Source organism: Bacillus sp. MUM 13 (assembly GCF_001866725.1).
Lineage (GTDB): Bacteria > Bacillota > Bacilli > Bacillales > DSM-1321 > Peribacillus.
Window position 1 is genome coordinate 55,522 of sequence record NZ_MLYQ01000025.1, and the last position, 16,779, is coordinate 72,300.

Below are 16,779 nucleotides of genomic sequence, written 5' to 3' on the forward strand. Positions count from 1 at the left end.
ATATCAGAATAGGTGAAATTAATGGATCATATTCAGGCACTGGAGAAATATATCGCTGCAACTAATACCCACGTCTTCTCAAATGTTGAAAACCTTCTGGCTGAAGGTGCCATCTACTGGTTCACTGATAAAACGTGCACAACCAGAGATGAAATAAAAAAATACTTCGAACATGCATGGAATACCATTCAAAATGAGGTCTATGGGGCAAAAGATGTCCGGTGGATTGCCGAAGACAGGCATGTAGCTATTTGCATTTATACTTATACATGGGAAGGCATTTATAATAGTGCCCCTTCTGCTGGAAGCGGCAGGGCAACAAATGTTTTTGTAAAGAGCTGTGATGGTTCATGGAAAATTAAACACGAGCATCTAAGCGGCCTTTTAACATTAAAGAACATAAAATCTCCATAACAATAAAATCCCCTTGAATAACTCCAAGGGGATTATCAGTTTTACAATTTTGGCGCCTCGGCTAGAGAATGTGATTCATCTTCATCCTTCTGTGCGAAGTCTGTGCCTAACAGGGCCTGGTCTTGAGCCTTTGAAGCTTTTTCAATTTCAGAGCTGTCATTGTTCATTTTGCTGCTTTCTGCTTGTGAACCTGCAAATTTCTCTGGCTGTTCACCATTTTTCGGATTAATCATGGACTGGACGCTATTTTTCATTTTCTCGATTTTTTCTGGGCTGATATAATTTTGAACCCCATTCATTAATTTATCACGGGCATCCTTGTTTCTTAATAGATAAACAGCACCTAATGCAGCTGCACTCATCAGCATGTTCTTTCTCTTCATCATCATTTATTTCCTCCTATTAACGTTTACTTTTATACATACCCGAATGCTGTATACTTAAACGCTGATCCTTGCTTTGTAGGCAGTGCAGTGATCCTCTATTCATATCATCAGTCTTAACGGCTGAAAAACCATGATGGTGAAAAGGGTTTGTATATATAGCCAAATTCAAACAACACTCACAAACCAGGCATTCTTTTTGAGTTTATTATTAGTCAGCCGAATGCTATAATAGTGATAAAAAAACCTGGAGGAGAAATGAAATCATCGTCTGTACCTAACTGGCTTAAAGTTACATACGGATGCATCGTTGCAGGATGTATCATTCTTGCTTTGATTTATACTCCGCCTTCTGCCAGCGAAACGGTTAAGAATGCAACCTGGACTGAACTGGTCCTTCAGCCAATTGTTCAGGATCCGCTTAATTTAAAAATCTTCCGGGCTATTTTTTATTTGCTGATTTTAGTGGGATTTTTTTTATTGATACCAGCAGGGCTAGCTACACTGAGAAGGTTTAAATTGTTTAATCTGGAAATAGAAGTGGTAGAGAAAGAAGAAGTCCAATCTGCAATAGTGGATTTGGTGGACACCTACGAAGCGAAATCAAACTATATCAGACAGCTCACATCACAAGAAACCTATCAGGTTATTGTAGATTTGTTTGTAGATTCTGCAGGAAAAGTAAATATCCTGGATAGCCTTGCATGGTTTTTGAGCGATATGAAATTAAATTACAAAGAAAACTTTCATAAAAGCATTAATTGGGTTATTTATGAATATAGAGATTTATCCTTTCGCTCTGTTCAGTCTGAGGAAGTAAAGCCTTTAAAAATCACTTCTCAGTCAGAGCATCTGCTGCTGACCGCGCTTTCTGAAAATCAGCTGCAGACCTCTAATGGCAGCAGTATCTTGAACAGGCTGAATGTAATGGTTTTTCCTTTTATAGCAGATCAAATCTCTCACGTAATTGTCATGTATGACTATAAAAATGGTTTTGACGCAATGGATGAAACTATTTTAGAAACCATTTACCGGATGGTGCAGCTGAGTGCTGATGGTATTGAATATTCCATTATGGCAAAGAAGCTGTATGACTTGCTAAATGAACAGGAATAGAGGGGTGTAGCACTATGGCTGAGAATCAAGGGACGGGCCAATTTTTAACCGCCCATGAAAAAAAACTTTTAAATGAACTGCAAAATATTGAACTGGAAAGAAGTGGAAAGAGGGAAATATCCGTGATGATCAAGCAAACCGGACATGCTCCTTCCCATAAAAAACGCAACTTGCGAAATTCAGGCGATAAAAAAAACAATCCAAATGTACGTCATATTCTTTCTCGACTGGGAATATAGAACGGACGCTTAAGCCCGCTGCTCATATAGATGAGCAGCGGGCTTTTATATATATCCCAGTAAAAGCTGCTTGCAGGTTTTCCGCCATAGATGATTGTATGTTTGTCGAAAAACGGCAAAATACCGGCCGCATAATAAATTATTACCGGCGAGCATATATTATATAAAAACGGAGGCATCTTATGAGTCTTAAACATGTTATGAACTCCTATTTTTCAGGAACGAAACAAACACATACAAAAAAAGCAAGACAACTAAAAAAAAGGCCTGCAAGCAGGAAAGATTTAAACGGAAAAGCGATTTCCCACCCGCTCATCCACCAGCTGATTGTACAATACTATAAAAAGCGGCAATTTTAACAAGAGCTGAATATAGCATAATGATCGAATTCATATACATAAATCATCGGTGAAGCAGGTCCTTAAACTCTTCTAAAAGATGTACTATCTTGTCCCCATCGCTAATACAATGTTATATCTGTTAAAGGAATGGGTGATGAAATGGAATACCTTATTACGAAAGAAATGCTGTCACAATTCATAGAGCTTAACCGAAAGAAAAAGGAAATCGAATCAAATCTGGAGCAATTGAAAAATGTATTCAATCAATACTTTGATGCCGCTGCAGGCAAAAATAAAAAAGGTGAAATAGTCATCAATGAATTCAAACTGCAGAGGCAAATCAGGACAATAGAAAAGTATGAACCGGAAATAACAGTAAAGAGGCTCCAAGAACTCCAATTGGAGGATTTAATTCAAAGAAAGCCTGATGATGCCAAAATAAAATCAGCTCTTCACCTGGGACTCATCAAAGCTGATGATTTAAAAGATTGCATCAAAACAAGCTCCTCACAAGCTATATACGTCAAAAAAATAGAGAATGAATAAAAAGCGGAAGCGCCTGCAGGCTATCAAAGACTTAGAACACTGCATCCAATGATCACATCCTTGTTCATCGGCAATAATAATAATGCAGCCATGCTCTTGCACTGGCTGCTTTTTCATTTTTGATACAATATTATTTTCATGATAGACCATACTAATCCTGAGAAGAAAAGCATTAATGATGGAGGTGGAAAAAAGATGAGCAATGCTGCAGGAGGTTCTAAAAAAAACAAACCAAATGATGCAAACCATGTGAACGCTGAAACAAAAGCATACCAGCAAAGAATGACTGAAATAAGAAAATCCAGTAATAATGACAGCAAATCTTAAATATACACATGCCCTAATGAAAAACTTTTCCTTTCGGACAGCTTAAAAACCAAACTGCAGCCTGGCCCTTCAGTCAAATGGGTCCGGCTGTCCATGGTTTATGAATATAAGAAGGTAACTTAGTTGACTTTGCTAACTGTAACAAATATAATTTCAGTATTCTTGTTGGAGAGGAATATCCTGCGTGAATAGTGAATTTACCATAACCGTTCATTGTTTAGTGTATTTGGCATATTTGCCTGATCATATGGCAAGCCGCGAGGAATTTCACGGAATGTTTGCACAACCCCTGCAAGAATAAGAAAAATAATGAATTCCCTTAGAAAAAGCGGATTTGTTAAAACCGAAGATGGACTTGGCGGCGGATATATCTTAGATTGCATTGCACACTAGGTTACGCTTACAAATGTATACAGGGCCGTTTCGTTTGGTACCATGAAACCTAATTGGAATACCGGAGACCCCAAGCAGGAGTGTGTTATTTCCTCGGATACGCAGGCTGTGATGTTTTTTGTGAGGCAGAGCAGCAATTTGTGAACTACCTAAAGAAAGACAATAGGTGCAGTTTTGAACACAATTAAAAGCGGTCCATGACATTTTAATCATGCGCGTACTGTATATTATTTTATTACAGTTACTTTTAGTGATTACGGCGTTAATCTGCAGAATATTTTAGGGTTCCCCTGCATGAAAAATAAAGTGCTGACATTCAAAGACCGCTCGGGTAGAGCCATCCTTTATTAATCTAAAAAAATCGGGAGGCTAAGGTTATGACTGATACAAATACTGAGAAAAAAGAACAGATCCTGGGTGCCATGAATTTCAGGCATGCAACTAAAAAATTTGATTCTGAAAAAATAATTTCTAAGGATGATTTTAATTTCATTTTAGAGTGCGGAAGGCTTTCCCCAAGTTCGGTCGGATATGAACCGTGGAAATTCCTGGTCATTCAAAACCCGGAACTGCGGGCTAAACTGAAGGAAGTTTCATGGGGCGCACAAGGACAGCTTCCGACTGCCAGCCATTTTGTCATTATTTTGGCGAGGAAAAACATGAGATACGATTCCGAGCAAGTATTGAGCCATTTAAGAAATGTCAAAGAAATGCCTGATGATGTGATTAAGGCTGCCTCAGCAAGGTACCGCAGCTTTCAGGAAGATGATATGAAGCTGTTTGAAAGTGAGCGTGCACTATTTGACTGGGCTTGCAAACAAACTTATATTGCATTAGGAAACATGATGACTGCAGCAGCTCAAATTGGAATCGACTCTTGTCCAATAGAAGGCTTTGATTATGCTGCTGTGAATAAAATCCTAGAAGCCGAGGGATTATTGGAAAATGGCCAGCTGGAAGCCTCTGTTATGGCAGCTTTCGGATACCGGGCAGAAGATCCCAAGCGCGCGAAAACAAGAAAAGAAATGAAAGACGTTACTGAGTGGGTCATGTAAATATAGAATTTCCAATATAGAGACACTGGAGGAATACAAACATGCAAGCAAAATATAAACCCTTATTTGAAGGCATTGAACTGCTAAGCGGCATCGCTTTAAAAAACCGTATAGTTATGGCGCCAATGACAAATTTTTCTTCTAACCCTGATGGCACAGTATCCGATGACGAGGTGAAATATTATATTCGCCGTTCAAACGGCGTCGGCATGGTCATTACAGCTTGTACATATGTTACAGCAAACGGAAAAGGATTTCATGGAGAATTTGCGGCTCACACAGATGAGATGATCCCGAGCTTGAATCGCTTGGCATCTGCGATCAAGGAAAAAGGAGCAAAAGCTGTTCTGCAGATCTTCCACGCAGGACGCCTGGCTATCCCTGAATTAGTTCCTGGCGGCGAGATTGTAGGTGCAAGCAACATTCCTGCTGAGGGTGAAGGCAAACCTGTTCCCCGTGCCTTAAATGAAGAAGAGATACAATCCATAGTGAAGGACTTTGGAGAAACTACACGCCGTGCCATTGAAGCTGGATTTGATGGCGTGGAAATTCATGGAGCGAATGGTTATCTGCTTCAGCAATTTTTCTCTCCGCACTCCAATACTCGTGAAGACAAATGGGGAGGAAGCCTGGAAAAACGTCTCGCTTTTCCCTTGGCAGTTGTTGAAGAAGTACAAAAAACAGTTAAAGAACATGCAACAGCACCATTCCTTGTCGGTTACAGATTTTCCCCGGAAGAACCGGAAACACCAGGGATCACAATGGCCGAAACTTTGCATCTAGTGGATGCTCTTGCAGACAAGAATCTTGATTATCTGCATGTATCATTAATGGATTTCTGGTCAGCAGCAAGAAGAGGAACAGAAGATACCCGCCCTCGTATTGAAATCATTAAAGAACGCGCTGCTGGTAAAGTGCCTGTCATCGGTGTAGGCTCTATTTATACAGCCGATGATGCCGCTAAAGCTATGGAATCAGGAATTCCGATGATCGGACTTGGAAGGGAGCTTATCATAGATCCTGACTGGGTGGAAAAAGTGGAGCAGGGCCGAGAAGATGACATTGTAACAAAAATAGATAAAAACGCCCAAGGGGAACTTGTCATTCCCGATCCTTTGTGGAATGCCATTGTAAATACACCGGGATGGTTTCCCGGCGCAGAGTAAAAAAATATAAGGCAATCCGTATTGCCGGCATATGACAGCCGTTTTCAATGTATATATTGAAAACGGCTTTTTTTCTTGTTTTCGTTTGAAAGATATGGTTTATATGTTTATACATCAGCATATGCTAAAAAAATGCTTGTACAATAAAGAAGGGATGATTTTTGATGAAAACAAACGTGGCTTGGAATGGAAACATGTCATTTACTGGAACTGCACCGTCAGGACATGAAATCACAATGGATGCTTCCGAAGAATCGGGAGGAACAAACAGCGGGGCACGGCCTACAGAATTGCTGCTTAATGCATTGGCAGGATGTACGGGAATAGATATTATTACTATTTTGCAGAAGATGCGATTAAATCCATTGTCTTTTCATCTCGAAGTGGACGGGGAACGTGCAGAGGACCATCCCAAACGATTTACCTCTATTCATATCCATTACGCCTTAGAAGGCGCACTACCGGAAGATAAGGTCATCCGGGCTATCATGCTATCAAAAGATAAATACTGCTCTGTCTCAAAGACACTGTCTGCAAACGTAACTGCAAGCTACTCAATCAATGGTGAAAAGGGAACACAAATGCTTTAACTGAAATTAAATCCACAACAGTTTGAATGCTGTTGTGGAAAATTCATTATTGCTTTTCAATAATTTCCGAATCTACGATGCGAAAATTATGTTTCTCCAGCTTTTTCTGGAATTTAGGCAAATCACGTTCAGCCTCAGCTGATAATGTAATCATGACTCTTCGAAGCAGTGTATCTCCATTATCAAATGTATGAATGCCCTCGATATTATATCCTTTAAAGGTTTCAGCAAGGATCAGCATCATTCCTTTAAGCTCAGGCACCACAATAGTCAGGCTCAAGCCTCCTGTCTTTACGCCAAATCCGTCACGGAATAAATTCATGATCACACTGTGCGTAATGATGCCTTTAAACCTTTCCTCCGATGAAACCACGGCAAAAAAGGGAAGACGGTCGATATTAAAGACTGCTTTTAAAAGCGTACTGTCTTCTTCAATAAAGGAACTTTTTTCTGTGGCTACATCCAGCACTGAATCTGTATCTTTGCCGCCATTTTCATAAATATGCTCAATAAGATGAACCTTGTAAACCTGGCCTTCATAATGATTGTTTTCTTCATTCACAACGGGCACGCAGCGGTAGCCTGATTCTCTTAAAAAAGACAGTGCTTCACCAACCGTATACGAGCTCGGACAAACTCTTACTTTTTCCTTTGTTACGTAATTATTTTTAATCAGCATAAGCTTCTCCCCTTCCTTAAGAGCAATAAATTCTCGTATAAGGGTATCATAACAGGAATTGGATAAAAAGCACGAAAAAATTGACTTATTTTTAAATTTAAACTATTATGAATTTCGATTTATATTCAGCATTGTTATTTCATTGGAGGTTTTATTTTGACAGTCAAAAAAGTTGATCATGTGGGCATAATGGTAACAAATTTAAAAAAATCTATCTCATTTTATGAAGAAGTTGTAGGCATGAAATTGAAAGCGTCTGTACCCCATACAGATGGAATCATCCAGCTCGCATTTCTTGGTTTCTCTGAAGGTGATGAAACGGAAGTTGAATTGATACAAGGATATAATGATTCCCTTCCTGAAGAAGGTAAGGTTCATCATCTCGCAATAAGCACAGATAAAATAGTTGAAGAATTCGCAAGGATAAAAGATACCGATATCAAAATGATTGATGAAGAAATAACCCTGCTTCCGAACGGCTACCGGTATTTCTTTTTTCATGGCCCAGACGGGGAATGGATTGAATTTTTCCAAAGATAAGATTAGGCAGCAGAATAAATGCAACCAGGAGCGCTTCTTCAGAAGTGCTTCTTTTTTTTGCAAGATAGTGCTTTTTCTATACGAGCTAGTTATATAGATTTACAGAATACTCATACAAAATATACATATCTCACGCAAATTTGTTAAATAATCCTTACAATTGATTGTTAGCATGAATTTATTGCAGGTCAGTCCTGTTAAATTGAAGGAGTGAATAATTTTGCAGAAATTCATAAACATGAATGAACTTGCTTATCCAGATAAAGAAAGATTTCTGGTTATTACCAACGCTTATCCTCATCAAGACCAGCTATATCGAAATGGATTCATCCATCGAAGGGTACTCTCTTATATGGAAGAAGGCAAAAATATCGAGGTATTTGTCCTTCATCCTTCGTTTTCCAAAGCAGAAATTTATATATATCAAGGTGTAACTGTCTATCGGGGCACAGAAGCAGACTTAAAGACTCTATTAAGCTATAAGGCCCATATAAAATACTTAATTCATTTTGTGAATCCAAGCATGATTCAAGCGATTAGAGAAGTTAATCAGGGCATCCCGATCATAGTTTGGATACATGGATTTGAAGCAGAAGCCTGGCACAGAAGATGGTTTAATTTCCTGGAAAGCCCGGGCAGTCTCAGAAAAATCCTTGAAATGTCAGATACATATTACCATGAACAGCTTTCTTTTATGAATTGGCTTTATCAAACGGCTGAATTAGATATAACATTTGTACATGTTTCAAAATGGTTCAAAGAGCATATAGCAGAATGTGATGCACGAGCAATTTCAAAGAACGCAGTCATCATACCGAATGTCATTGATGACCATCTTTTTGAATATGAGGAAAAGCCAGTGGAATTACGAAGGAAAATCCTGTCTATCCGCCCCTATGCTTCCCGGAAGTATGCCAATGACCTAGCTGTACGTGCTATTTTGGCACTTTCTAAGAAGCCTTATTTCACAGAGCTGGAATTTTCATTTTATGGAGATGGAAAATGGTTTGATGAAACAGTTGTCCCCTTAAGATCTTTTGAAAATGTAACCATTCATAAAGGTTTTTTGCCGCAGGAGCAAATTGCCCAATTGCATAAAGAGCATGGCGTATTTTTGTGCCCGACCCGTTTAGATTCACAAGGGGTATCAATGTGCGAAGCCATGTCGAGCGGACTGGTTCCTGTATCAACAAATATATCCGCTATACCGGAGTTTGTAGAGCATGATGTGTCAGGACTCTTAACCCGTCCTGAAGATTTTGAAGATCTTGCCGATGCCTTGGAGCGGCTTTATTTTAACCCTGAGCTTTTTGCAAGATTGTCCAAGAGTACCGCTCACTCCATCAGGCTGAAATGCTCTAAAGAAACTGTTATAAAAAAAGAGCTGGAGATCCTTACATCCGGAAAGCTGGTGACTGCATGATACAAGAAGACAATCTTTACTGGAATAAAAGATATATAGAATTGGAGCTGCAAATGAAGGAAATGATGAAAATGGCACTCGATACTATGGAGCGTAAAGAAGAAGAATACGAAATTGAAGCAGCACAGAACAAAAAAGAAAACGGCAGGCTGATGCAGCAGCTGGATAAATATAAAAAGATTGAGAAAGAAAGAAAAATTCTGAAGCAGGAAAATCAATCCCTCTCTAAAGAGCTTAGAAAACTGAAGCTGCTGGAACATAAATTCAAGGTTACATTTTTCGGGAAAATCACATTCAAATATCTTGCATTAAAATCGGTTATTAAAGACAAAGTCATGCACCGCAGATAATAAAGGGAGGGTAAACATTGAAACAGCGTATCCCAATGGAAAAGAAAAAAATGAGAATCCTTTTATTTGGTTTTATCAATATGAATTCAATGGACGGTTCAGCAGTATTTATGTCTTCCCTGGCCTCTGTTCTTGCCCAGGATCCAAATATTGAAGTGGACCTGCTGCTGGCACGCCCCCCTGTAAGGGATATCCTGCTGCAGCCCCTTATGGAACAACAAAATATCAGGATAATCAATCCCTATGAAGATCCATACTTTATTGCAAAAAGTCCTAAATGGATTCATGATCAAATGATTGACTTTGATTCTGCCCAATCTCTGATATCCCATTATTGGGATAAATATCACTATGACTGGCTTTTTGTAAGAAGCCTTGAAACGGCGGAAAAACTGATAAAACAGCTCCACATCCTGAAACGCACCTTCATATATGCAACAGGGCTGACTCATAAAGGCCAGCACATGAATGATGGGCAATATAGCCGGATTAAAAAATTGTACGATCACTGTGCATACTTTTTATGCCAGACAAAAGAAATGAAGGATTATACGATTAATAAGCTTAAGCTTCATAAAGAAAATAATAGGATAGCCATTCTATCACCAATGATTCCAGATGCAGAAATCGGACAAAATCCAAGTATGTCCGGGCAAAGGCTTGTATATACAGGGAAATTCGATCCTGACTGGAAAACACTGCAGATTATCACAGCCTTCAAGGAAGCAAAGCGGAAGATTCCCGGAATCACTCTTGACGTAGCCGGAGACAAATTTAAACATGATAAAAGCAATCCTCTATTCAAAAAATCAGCTACCTATCTTCTTCAGCATACAACAGGGCTGACCTGGCATGGAGCTCTTTCCAGGCATGATGCACAGCAGCTGATCATACAAAGCGATGTAGGAATTACCTGGAGATCCGAAGAGATGGACACGAGTCTTGAATTATCCACAAAGCTTCTGGAGTACGGCATCTGCAAAAAAGCAGTGATCATGAATCCGACAAGCATGCATATAAGGCTTTTTGGTGAGGATTATCCGTTTTATGCTGTTACAGAAAAGGAGTTTCGCGATGCCATAGAAAAGGCATTTTCAAGCAGAGAACACTATATATTTGCTGCTGAACGCATGTATGAGACAAGCAGAAGATTCACTTACAAAGAAGTCCTTAAGGAACTTCAGCCCTTATTATGGAGCAAGGATATCAAGAATGCCGTAAACTGCTGACCGAATTTAAAAAAATGAAATATCAAAAACCCTGACTGAATTACAGCTGTGGTTATAGTTAACACCGGCTCTAGCCATAATAGAGCCGGATTTTTTTGATTGTGATACGTCCTTAGATAGATGGGTCCAGAAATCTTTTTTACTTGTATTTTCTGAACATTCTAAATAGAATAGAAACATACATACTAACTGGTAGGTATGGAAATGTCTGCTTCATGTTTCCTCAGACAGGCCATCTTCAGAACCCGGCAGAAAGGGCTGACTGTACAACGATTTAAAAACCATAAAGAAATGGAGCTGGCTTTATGCATTTGCGCTTATCCGATGAACAAAGAATGGTTCAGAAAACAATCCGCAAATTCGTACAAAAAGAGCTGATTCCCCTGGAGAATCAGGTTCTGAGAAATGAAAGAGAAGGCAAACCAGGTCTTCCTCAATCACAGCTTAGGGAATTGCAGTTAAAAGCCAAAGAAGCAGGTTTCTGGGGCATCAATACACCAGAAGAATACGGTGGTGCCGATATTGGACAAATGATGCTTGCCATTGTGCTGATGGAAGTGTCTAAAACGTTTGTACCCTTTCAGTTTGGCGGCTCTGCAGATAATATTCTTTATTATGGAAATGAAGAGCAAAAGAAGAAATATTTGATTCCTACCATCAACGGGGAGAAGAAATCTTGCTTTGCCATGACTGAGCCTGGTGCAGGCTCTGACACCCGGAACATAAAGATGACTGCGGTCAAAGATGGAAACACATGGGTGCTGAATGGTGAAAAAACATTCATAACAGGCGGGAATGAAGCCGATTTTGTAATGGCTATTGCTATTACGGATAAAGAATTGCACGAAAAAACCGGTCGTGAGGGAGTTACCTGTTTTATTGTTGACCGGGAAATGGGCTGGAAATCCGAATACATTGACACAATGGGGGAATGGGGACCAGCAGGACTGGTTTTTGACAATGTGCGGGTGCCTGAAGAAAATATTCTTGGTGAAGTGCACGGGGGATACAAACTCGGCCTGGAGTGGATTGGTTTTGCAAGATGGGTCGTCGGGGCCAGGGCAGTGGGATCTGCAGAGAGGCTGCTTCAAATGGCAATAGACTACTCTAAAGAACGTGAAACATTCGGCAGGCCGATAGCTGACCGCCAGGCAATACAATGGCAGATCGCTGATTCAGCAGTGGAAATCGAAGCAGCCAGATGGCTAGTGCTTAATGCCGCATTCACGCTGGATCAGGGTGAAGATAACCGTCACCTGGCTTCAATGGCAAAACTATACGGAGCAAATATGGGCAATCGGGTTGTTGACCGTGTGCTTCAGATACACGGAGGGATGGGCTATACAAGGGAACTTCCAATCGAGCGCTGGTACCGGGAAGCAAGGCTTTGGAGAATTTATGATGGCACAGACGAAATCCAGAGAATGATTATTTCAAGGAATCTGCTAAAGGGGCATGTAAAGGTTGGGCAATATGTATGAAAAAAGCTCGCCATTCAATTAAAATCTGACGAGGAGGATAATATGATGACAGGAAGATTCGAAGGAAGAACTGCCTTTGTTACAGGAGGCAGCAGAGGAATTGGAAAGGGTATTCTGCAGCTGTTTGCACAAGAAGGGGCACAGCTTGCATTCATCGACCTTGATGAAGCGGCATTGAGCGAGACAGCGGCTGAATTAGAGAAACAGGGAATTAGGGTATATGCCAGAACTGCTGACGTTACAGATGCAGCGGAAGTCGAATCTGCTATGAAGGAAGCTTTTGAAACATTGGGATCCATTGATATCCTTGTCAATAATGCAGGGGTGATCAGGGACAATCTATTTTTCAAAATGAGTGATTCTGATTGGCAGCTGGTCATGGATGTTCATTTGAAGGGTTCTTTCAATGCTGCACGATCAGCCCAAAAATATATGGTTGAACAAAAATATGGAAGAATTATTAATATCTCCTCCACCTCTGCCCTAGGAAATCGCGGACAGGCCAATTACGCAGCGGCCAAAGCCGGATTGCAGGGTTTCACTAAAACCCTTGCCATTGAACTGGGCAGGTATGGAATTACCTGCAATTCCGTGGCACCTGGCTTTATCGAAACAGAAATGACAAGAGAAACCGCCAGCAGAATCGGCATTACCTTCGAACAATTAATAGAAGCAAGCGTCAGCACTATACCTGCAGGCAGAAGCGGAAAGCCATCAGATATAGCAAATGCGGTAGCATTTTTTGCTGATGAAGCATCTTCCTTTGTCAATGGCCAGGTGCTTTATGTAGCAGGGGGCCCAAAAAACTAAAATAATGAGGGATGTGCATTTGTCTTGTTTAAAGAATGTATCGGCCGATCATCCAATAGAGTTAAAAATACAGTAGAACACGGGGCTGTAAAAAAATTTGCAGAAGCCATCGGAGATCTTCATCCTATCTATTTTGATGAGGAAACCGGATTAAATTCAAGATTCAGGACCAATATAGCTCCTCCCACTTTCCCTCGGGTCTTTGACTACGGGGAGATCGAAGGCATCCATTTGCCAAACAAAGGCCTAATTCACGGTGAGCAGGTCTACCATTACGAAAGACCACTTCTGGCTGGTGAAGAAATTTACTGCTTTTCAACTGTAAAAGACTATTACGAGAAAAGCGGATCAAATGGAGAAATGGGTTTTTTGGTATTGGAGAGCTATGGTGAAAGCAAAGAAGGAAGTGCCATTTTTTCATCCAAACAGGTTGTGATCATAACAGAAGCGGTTAGAAAGGTTTTGATGGTATGAAGAAACTCGCAGAACTGAAAACAGGAGAAGTCCTGCAGGAAATTAATCTTGCCCCTGTCTCAAGACTTGATTTAATTAAATATGCCGGTGCTTCAGGAGACTACAATCCGATTCATACCATTGATGAAGAAGCCAAAAAGGCAGGCTTGCCTGGGATAATTGCTCATGGCATGTGGTCGATGGGCAATTTGGCCAAGATTTTCACACCTTACTATGATGAGGGATTCATCAGGGATTATAGCATCAGATTCAGAGGAATGGTATTTCTTGACGATATCATTACATTAAGGGCTTCCTTAAAGGATAAAAAAGATACTATGCTGCAATTCAATGTGGAGGCTGTTAATCAAGCAGACAAAGAAGTTATTAAAGGCCAAGTCTTTTACCAAATCTATTAAACAGCAATAATGACAGCGCTATCAATACTGGTTCGTCTATATGATTCACTGCAGGAAGAGGACAGCAGCCCCGTCCTCTTCCGCTAAAAAAGGAGGGTCACTATGAATTTTGAGTATTCCAGCAAAGTAAAAGATTATCAGGCAAGACTTGATGCATTCATGACGGATTACATATACCCTAATGAAAGAATTTACCATGAACAGATCAATAAGGCAGACAGATTTTCATCCATTCCTCCTATTATGGAAGAGCTGAAGGAAAAAGCAAAAGAAAAAGGGCTTTGGAATCTTTTTTTTCCGGATGGAGGAGCCTCTCTATCCAATCTCGAGTATGCGCCGCTTTGTGAAATTATGGGACGTTCGAGCATAGCTCCAGAGGTCTTTAATTGTGCTGCGCCTGATACAGGAAACATGGAGGTTCTCAGCAGATATGGTTCCAAAGAACAAAAAGAGCGCTGGCTGAATCCATTATTGAATGGCGAAATCCGGTCATGTTTTTCAATGACCGAGCCGGATGTAGCTTCTTCTGATGCAGCAAATATTAAGGCAAGCATCACACTTGATGGTGATGAGTACGTGATAAACGGAACCAAATGGTGGTCATCGGGAGCCGGTGACCCGCGCTGCAAGATTGCCATCGTTATGGGTAAAACCAATCCTTCTGCCCCTAAATATGAACAGCAGTCAATGATTCTTGTTCCTCTTGGAACGAAAGGTGTAAAAATTAAACGGACACTTTCTGTTTTTGGTTATGACCATGCACCGCACGGCCACGCTGAAATCCACTATGACAATGTGCGTGTGCCAGCCTCCAATATGATATGGGAAGAAGGAAAAGGGTTTGCAATAGCACAGGGAAGGCTTGGGCCTGGAAGGATCCATCATTGCATGAGAACGATAGGAGCTGCAGAAAGAGCTCTTGAAGAGTTATGCAAACGAGTGCTTGACAGGCAGGCCTTTGGAAAGCGGCTTTCAGATCAGGGAGTGATCCAGGAATGGATTGCTGAATCTCGGATGGATATTGAACAAGCCAGACTGCTTACATTGAAGGCGGCATATATGATGGATACAGTAGGCAATAAAGATGCAAAAGCAGAAATAGCCATGATAAAGGTTGCTGCGCCAAATATGGCATTGAAGGTTCTCGACCGGGCCATTCAGGCATACGGTGCCGCTGGTGTTAGCGATGATTATGTCCTTGCTTCCAGCTGGGCCAACATACGGACCTTACGGTTGGCCGATGGGCCAGATGAAGTCCACAAAAGAGCCATTGCACGATATGAGCTCAAAAAGCACATATAAGCAGGTATTTGATTTTCTTATGAAAAGGAGGAAGAGAGCATGCACGTGAAAGAACTATTTGATCTGTCTGGAAAGGCAGCTATTGTTACAGGAGGAGGAAGAGGACTTGGCCTCCAAATAGCAGAAGGCTTTGCTGAAGCGGGGGCACATGTAGTGGTTTGTTCCAGGAAAGAAGAAGCCTGTCTTGAAGCAAGCGAGTCATTAAAAAGGCTCGGCATTCGCACCTTGGCTATTAAATGCGATGTCACCAATCGTGAAGATGTTGAGCATGTAATCAGCAAAACTCTGGACGAATTTGGGGCAATTGACATATTAGTCAATAATAGCGGTGCTTCATGGGGGGCCCCTGCAGAGGAAATGCCTCTTGATGCCTGGGAAAAAGTATTGAATGTCAATGTAACGGGAACCTTCCTTATGTCACAGGCTGCCGGCAAAGTAATGCTGCAGCAGAAATACGGAAAAATCATCAACATCGCCTCCGTAGCCGGAATAAAAGGCTCTGACCCGCGGTATATGGATGCTATCGGCTACAGTTCCAGCAAAGGAGCAGTCATAGCATTTACTAAAGACCTTGCAGTTAAATGGGGACCAAGGGGTATTTATGTCAATGCAATCGCACCGGGATTCTTTCCTACCAAAATGTCGGCAGCTCTAATAGAAAAAGGCGGCAATGCCATATTGGCAGGCACTCCCCTCCGTAAGTTCGGATCAAATCACGATTTAAAAGGTGCCGCACTATTTCTCGCATCTTCTGCATCTGATTTTATCACTGGAGAGACATTGATTGTTGATGGCGGATCACATGCCATGTAGCTTTTATGAAGTCTATTTTTACAGAAGCTAACTGCAAAGGTATTAAAAAACCGCAATCTATAATAAAAGGGTGGCCTCTATCGGAACTTACACGCAGCACCAGCAGAAAACATGAGAGGATCATAGCTTATGAAGCAAAAAATAATTGAAGCAAGCATACACCTTTTCGATGGACAGGGATTCAAGGAGACCTCCATTCAGGAAATCGTGGAAAAAATAGGTGTGACAAAAGGAACGTTTTATTATTATTTCAGCAGCAAACAGGAACTTCTTAAGGATATTCATCTAGGATATATTGATGATCTTATAGTAGAGCAGGAATTGATTATTAATGAACCCGGGTTAAGCTGTTCTGATAAACTTCACAAATTAATCTATATGGTTATCTCAAATATCAAATCCCAAAAGAAAAGTGCACGGATATTTTTCAGGGAAATGCGTCATTTAAGTGATGAGCATATGAAGCAAATCAAACATAAACGCAATGTTTTTCGTGAAAATTACCAAAAACTGATTGAACATGGCATATCATCAGGGGAATTTTCGGATGAATACAGGGCAGACATGCTTACATTCGGGATTTTAGGCATCACGAATTGGAGCTATAACTGGTTCAACCCAGAAGGTGAACTGAGCGAAGAAGAACTCGCTGATGTTTACACAGGAATGATTTTGAAAGGAATTAAAAGAAGCTGACTGCTTTAAAGTCT

General features: G+C 40.7%; 23 protein-coding genes. 21 read left to right on the top strand and 2 right to left on the bottom strand.

The features are described 5' to 3' along the window. The first annotated feature begins 21 nt into the window (after window positions 1-21). The gene (locus tag BIV59_RS07780; protein ID WP_071350902.1) at window positions 22-414 is read left to right on the top strand and encodes a YybH family protein; all 393 of its coding nucleotides are present in this window, start codon (window positions 22-24) and stop codon (window positions 412-414) included. A 41-nt stretch (window positions 415-455) separates the two neighbouring features. On the opposite strand, the gene BIV59_RS07785 is transcribed toward BIV59_RS07780, so the two are convergent. Continuing rightward, window positions 456-803, bottom strand: a complete 348-nt coding sequence (locus BIV59_RS07785) for a hypothetical protein (protein WP_071350903.1) — start codon at window positions 801-803, stop codon at window positions 456-458. A gap of 252 nt (window positions 804-1,055) precedes the next feature. Between BIV59_RS07785 and BIV59_RS07790 the strand changes: the two genes are divergently transcribed. The 9 genes from BIV59_RS07790 to BIV59_RS07820 all read left to right on the top strand — a co-directional run bounded on the left by BIV59_RS07790 (window position 1,056) and on the right by BIV59_RS07820 (window position 6,570). Beyond that, the gene (locus BIV59_RS07790) at window positions 1,056-1,913 is read left to right on the top strand and encodes a hypothetical protein (RefSeq protein WP_071350904.1); all 858 of its coding nucleotides are present in this window, start codon (window positions 1,056-1,058) and stop codon (window positions 1,911-1,913) included. Window positions 1,914-1,927: 14 nt separating this feature from the next. Continuing rightward, complete coding sequence (locus BIV59_RS07795) at window positions 1,928-2,152, top strand: hypothetical protein (protein WP_071350905.1); 225 nt, start codon at window positions 1,928-1,930, stop codon at window positions 2,150-2,152. A 182-nt stretch (window positions 2,153-2,334) separates the two neighbouring features. Continuing rightward, window positions 2,335-2,511: a hypothetical protein gene (locus BIV59_RS23575; protein ID WP_170846110.1), complete on the top strand. Its 177-nt coding sequence runs from the start codon at window positions 2,335-2,337 to the stop codon at window positions 2,509-2,511. A gap of 141 nt (window positions 2,512-2,652) precedes the next feature. After that, window positions 2,653-3,039 carry a hypothetical protein gene (locus BIV59_RS07805; protein ID WP_083392085.1) on the top strand — a complete coding sequence of 129 codons (387 nt, stop codon included), beginning with the start codon at window positions 2,653-2,655 and terminating at the stop codon, window positions 3,037-3,039. A 195-nt stretch (window positions 3,040-3,234) separates the two neighbouring features. Further along, a complete protein-coding gene (locus BIV59_RS24225) occupies window positions 3,235-3,366 on the top strand; it encodes a hypothetical protein (RefSeq protein ID WP_276205132.1) in 132 nt (43 codons plus the stop codon). A 309-nt stretch (window positions 3,367-3,675) separates the two neighbouring features. Next, complete coding sequence (locus tag BIV59_RS24010) at window positions 3,676-3,759, top strand: hypothetical protein (RefSeq protein ID WP_240501868.1); 84 nt, start codon at window positions 3,676-3,678, stop codon at window positions 3,757-3,759. A gap of 377 nt (window positions 3,760-4,136) precedes the next feature. Continuing rightward, on the top strand, window positions 4,137-4,814 hold the full coding sequence (locus BIV59_RS07810; RefSeq protein ID WP_071350908.1) for an NAD(P)H-dependent oxidoreductase: 678 nt from the start codon (window positions 4,137-4,139) through the stop codon (window positions 4,812-4,814). A gap of 41 nt (window positions 4,815-4,855) precedes the next feature. Next, window positions 4,856-5,980 (top strand): NADH-dependent flavin oxidoreductase, encoded by a 1,125-nt coding sequence (locus BIV59_RS07815; protein ID WP_071350909.1) that lies wholly within the window; start codon window positions 4,856-4,858, stop codon window positions 5,978-5,980. A gap of 164 nt (window positions 5,981-6,144) precedes the next feature. Then, complete coding sequence (locus BIV59_RS07820; RefSeq protein WP_071350945.1) at window positions 6,145-6,570, top strand: OsmC family protein; 426 nt, start codon at window positions 6,145-6,147, stop codon at window positions 6,568-6,570. A gap of 46 nt (window positions 6,571-6,616) precedes the next feature. On the opposite strand, the gene BIV59_RS07825 is transcribed toward BIV59_RS07820, so the two are convergent. Further along, window positions 6,617-7,249, bottom strand: coding sequence for a CBS domain-containing protein (locus tag BIV59_RS07825; protein WP_071350910.1), 633 nt, complete (start codon window positions 7,247-7,249; stop codon window positions 6,617-6,619). Window positions 7,250-7,405: 156 nt separating this feature from the next. Between BIV59_RS07825 and BIV59_RS07830 the strand changes: the two genes are divergently transcribed. The 11 genes from BIV59_RS07830 (at window position 7,406) to BIV59_RS07880 (ending at window position 16,765) form a co-directional block, all read left to right on the top strand. Next, the gene (locus tag BIV59_RS07830; protein ID WP_071350911.1) at window positions 7,406-7,789 is read left to right on the top strand and encodes a VOC family protein; all 384 of its coding nucleotides are present in this window, start codon (window positions 7,406-7,408) and stop codon (window positions 7,787-7,789) included. Window positions 7,790-8,009: 220 nt separating this feature from the next. Beyond that, the gene (locus BIV59_RS07835) at window positions 8,010-9,212 is read left to right on the top strand and encodes a glycosyltransferase family 4 protein (protein WP_240501866.1); all 1,203 of its coding nucleotides are present in this window, start codon (window positions 8,010-8,012) and stop codon (window positions 9,210-9,212) included. After that, window positions 9,209-9,562 (top strand): hypothetical protein, encoded by a 354-nt coding sequence (locus tag BIV59_RS07840; protein WP_071350912.1) that lies wholly within the window; start codon window positions 9,209-9,211, stop codon window positions 9,560-9,562. Before BIV59_RS07835 ends, BIV59_RS07840 begins: the two co-directional genes overlap by 4 nt. 17 nt (window positions 9,563-9,579) lie before the next feature. Then, window positions 9,580-10,791, top strand: coding sequence for a glycosyltransferase family protein (locus tag BIV59_RS07845; protein WP_071350913.1), 1,212 nt, complete (start codon window positions 9,580-9,582; stop codon window positions 10,789-10,791). 305 nt (window positions 10,792-11,096) lie between these two features. Then, a complete protein-coding gene (locus BIV59_RS07850) occupies window positions 11,097-12,272 on the top strand; it encodes an acyl-CoA dehydrogenase family protein (protein WP_071350914.1) in 1,176 nt (391 codons plus the stop codon). A 45-nt stretch (window positions 12,273-12,317) separates the two neighbouring features. Then, entirely contained in the window at window positions 12,318-13,082 is a 765-nt protein-coding gene (gene fabG, locus BIV59_RS07855) for a 3-oxoacyl-ACP reductase FabG (RefSeq protein ID WP_071350915.1), read from the top strand. Between the two features lie 24 nt (window positions 13,083-13,106). Continuing rightward, window positions 13,107-13,556, top strand: coding sequence for a MaoC family dehydratase N-terminal domain-containing protein (locus BIV59_RS07860; RefSeq protein ID WP_071350916.1), 450 nt, complete (start codon window positions 13,107-13,109; stop codon window positions 13,554-13,556). Beyond that, window positions 13,553-13,954 (top strand): MaoC/PaaZ C-terminal domain-containing protein, encoded by a 402-nt coding sequence (locus BIV59_RS07865; protein WP_071350917.1) that lies wholly within the window; start codon window positions 13,553-13,555, stop codon window positions 13,952-13,954. The genes BIV59_RS07860 and BIV59_RS07865 overlap by 4 nt, the downstream gene beginning before the upstream one ends. A 102-nt stretch (window positions 13,955-14,056) precedes the next feature. Further along, window positions 14,057-15,256 (top strand): acyl-CoA dehydrogenase family protein, encoded by a 1,200-nt coding sequence (locus BIV59_RS07870; RefSeq protein WP_071350918.1) that lies wholly within the window; start codon window positions 14,057-14,059, stop codon window positions 15,254-15,256. 39 nt (window positions 15,257-15,295) lie between these two features. Next, entirely contained in the window at window positions 15,296-16,069 is a 774-nt protein-coding gene (locus BIV59_RS07875) for an SDR family oxidoreductase (protein ID WP_071350919.1), read from the top strand. Between the two features lie 129 nt (window positions 16,070-16,198). Beyond that, window positions 16,199-16,765 carry a TetR/AcrR family transcriptional regulator gene (locus BIV59_RS07880; RefSeq protein ID WP_071350920.1) on the top strand — a complete coding sequence of 189 codons (567 nt, stop codon included), beginning with the start codon at window positions 16,199-16,201 and terminating at the stop codon, window positions 16,763-16,765. Window positions 16,766-16,779 lie beyond the last annotated feature (14 nt).

What these genes read in the sequence shown, in the direction of transcription:
- BIV59_RS07780 (WP_071350902.1), top strand. Translation starts at nt 22, where the DNA reads ATGGATCATATTCAGGCACTGGAGAAATATATCGCTGCAACTAATACC.
- BIV59_RS07785 (WP_071350903.1), bottom strand. Translation starts at nt 803, where the DNA reads ATGATGATGAAGAGAAAGAACATGCTGATGAGTGCAGCTGCATTAGGT.
- BIV59_RS07790 (WP_071350904.1), top strand. Translation starts at nt 1,056, where the DNA reads ATGAAATCATCGTCTGTACCTAACTGGCTTAAAGTTACATACGGATGC.
- BIV59_RS07795 (WP_071350905.1), top strand. Translation starts at nt 1,928, where the DNA reads ATGGCTGAGAATCAAGGGACGGGCCAATTTTTAACCGCCCATGAAAAA.
- BIV59_RS23575 (WP_170846110.1), top strand. Translation starts at nt 2,335, where the DNA reads ATGAGTCTTAAACATGTTATGAACTCCTATTTTTCAGGAACGAAACAA.
- BIV59_RS07805 (WP_083392085.1), top strand. Translation starts at nt 2,653, where the DNA reads ATGGAATACCTTATTACGAAAGAAATGCTGTCACAATTCATAGAGCTT.
- BIV59_RS24225 (WP_276205132.1), top strand. Translation starts at nt 3,235, where the DNA reads ATGAGCAATGCTGCAGGAGGTTCTAAAAAAAACAAACCAAATGATGCA.
- BIV59_RS24010 (WP_240501868.1), top strand. Translation starts at nt 3,676, where the DNA reads ATGAATTCCCTTAGAAAAAGCGGATTTGTTAAAACCGAAGATGGACTT.
- BIV59_RS07810 (WP_071350908.1), top strand. Translation starts at nt 4,137, where the DNA reads ATGACTGATACAAATACTGAGAAAAAAGAACAGATCCTGGGTGCCATG.
- BIV59_RS07815 (WP_071350909.1), top strand. Translation starts at nt 4,856, where the DNA reads ATGCAAGCAAAATATAAACCCTTATTTGAAGGCATTGAACTGCTAAGC.
- BIV59_RS07820 (WP_071350945.1), top strand. Translation starts at nt 6,145, where the DNA reads ATGAAAACAAACGTGGCTTGGAATGGAAACATGTCATTTACTGGAACT.
- BIV59_RS07825 (WP_071350910.1), bottom strand. Translation starts at nt 7,249, where the DNA reads ATGCTGATTAAAAATAATTACGTAACAAAGGAAAAAGTAAGAGTTTGT.
- BIV59_RS07840 (WP_071350912.1), top strand. Translation starts at nt 9,209, where the DNA reads ATGATACAAGAAGACAATCTTTACTGGAATAAAAGATATATAGAATTG.
- BIV59_RS07850 (WP_071350914.1), top strand. Translation starts at nt 11,097, where the DNA reads ATGCATTTGCGCTTATCCGATGAACAAAGAATGGTTCAGAAAACAATC.
- fabG (WP_071350915.1), top strand. Translation starts at nt 12,318, where the DNA reads ATGACAGGAAGATTCGAAGGAAGAACTGCCTTTGTTACAGGAGGCAGC.
- BIV59_RS07865 (WP_071350917.1), top strand. Translation starts at nt 13,553, where the DNA reads ATGAAGAAACTCGCAGAACTGAAAACAGGAGAAGTCCTGCAGGAAATT.
- BIV59_RS07870 (WP_071350918.1), top strand. Translation starts at nt 14,057, where the DNA reads ATGAATTTTGAGTATTCCAGCAAAGTAAAAGATTATCAGGCAAGACTT.
- BIV59_RS07875 (WP_071350919.1), top strand. Translation starts at nt 15,296, where the DNA reads ATGCACGTGAAAGAACTATTTGATCTGTCTGGAAAGGCAGCTATTGTT.
- BIV59_RS07880 (WP_071350920.1), top strand. Translation starts at nt 16,199, where the DNA reads ATGAAGCAAAAAATAATTGAAGCAAGCATACACCTTTTCGATGGACAG.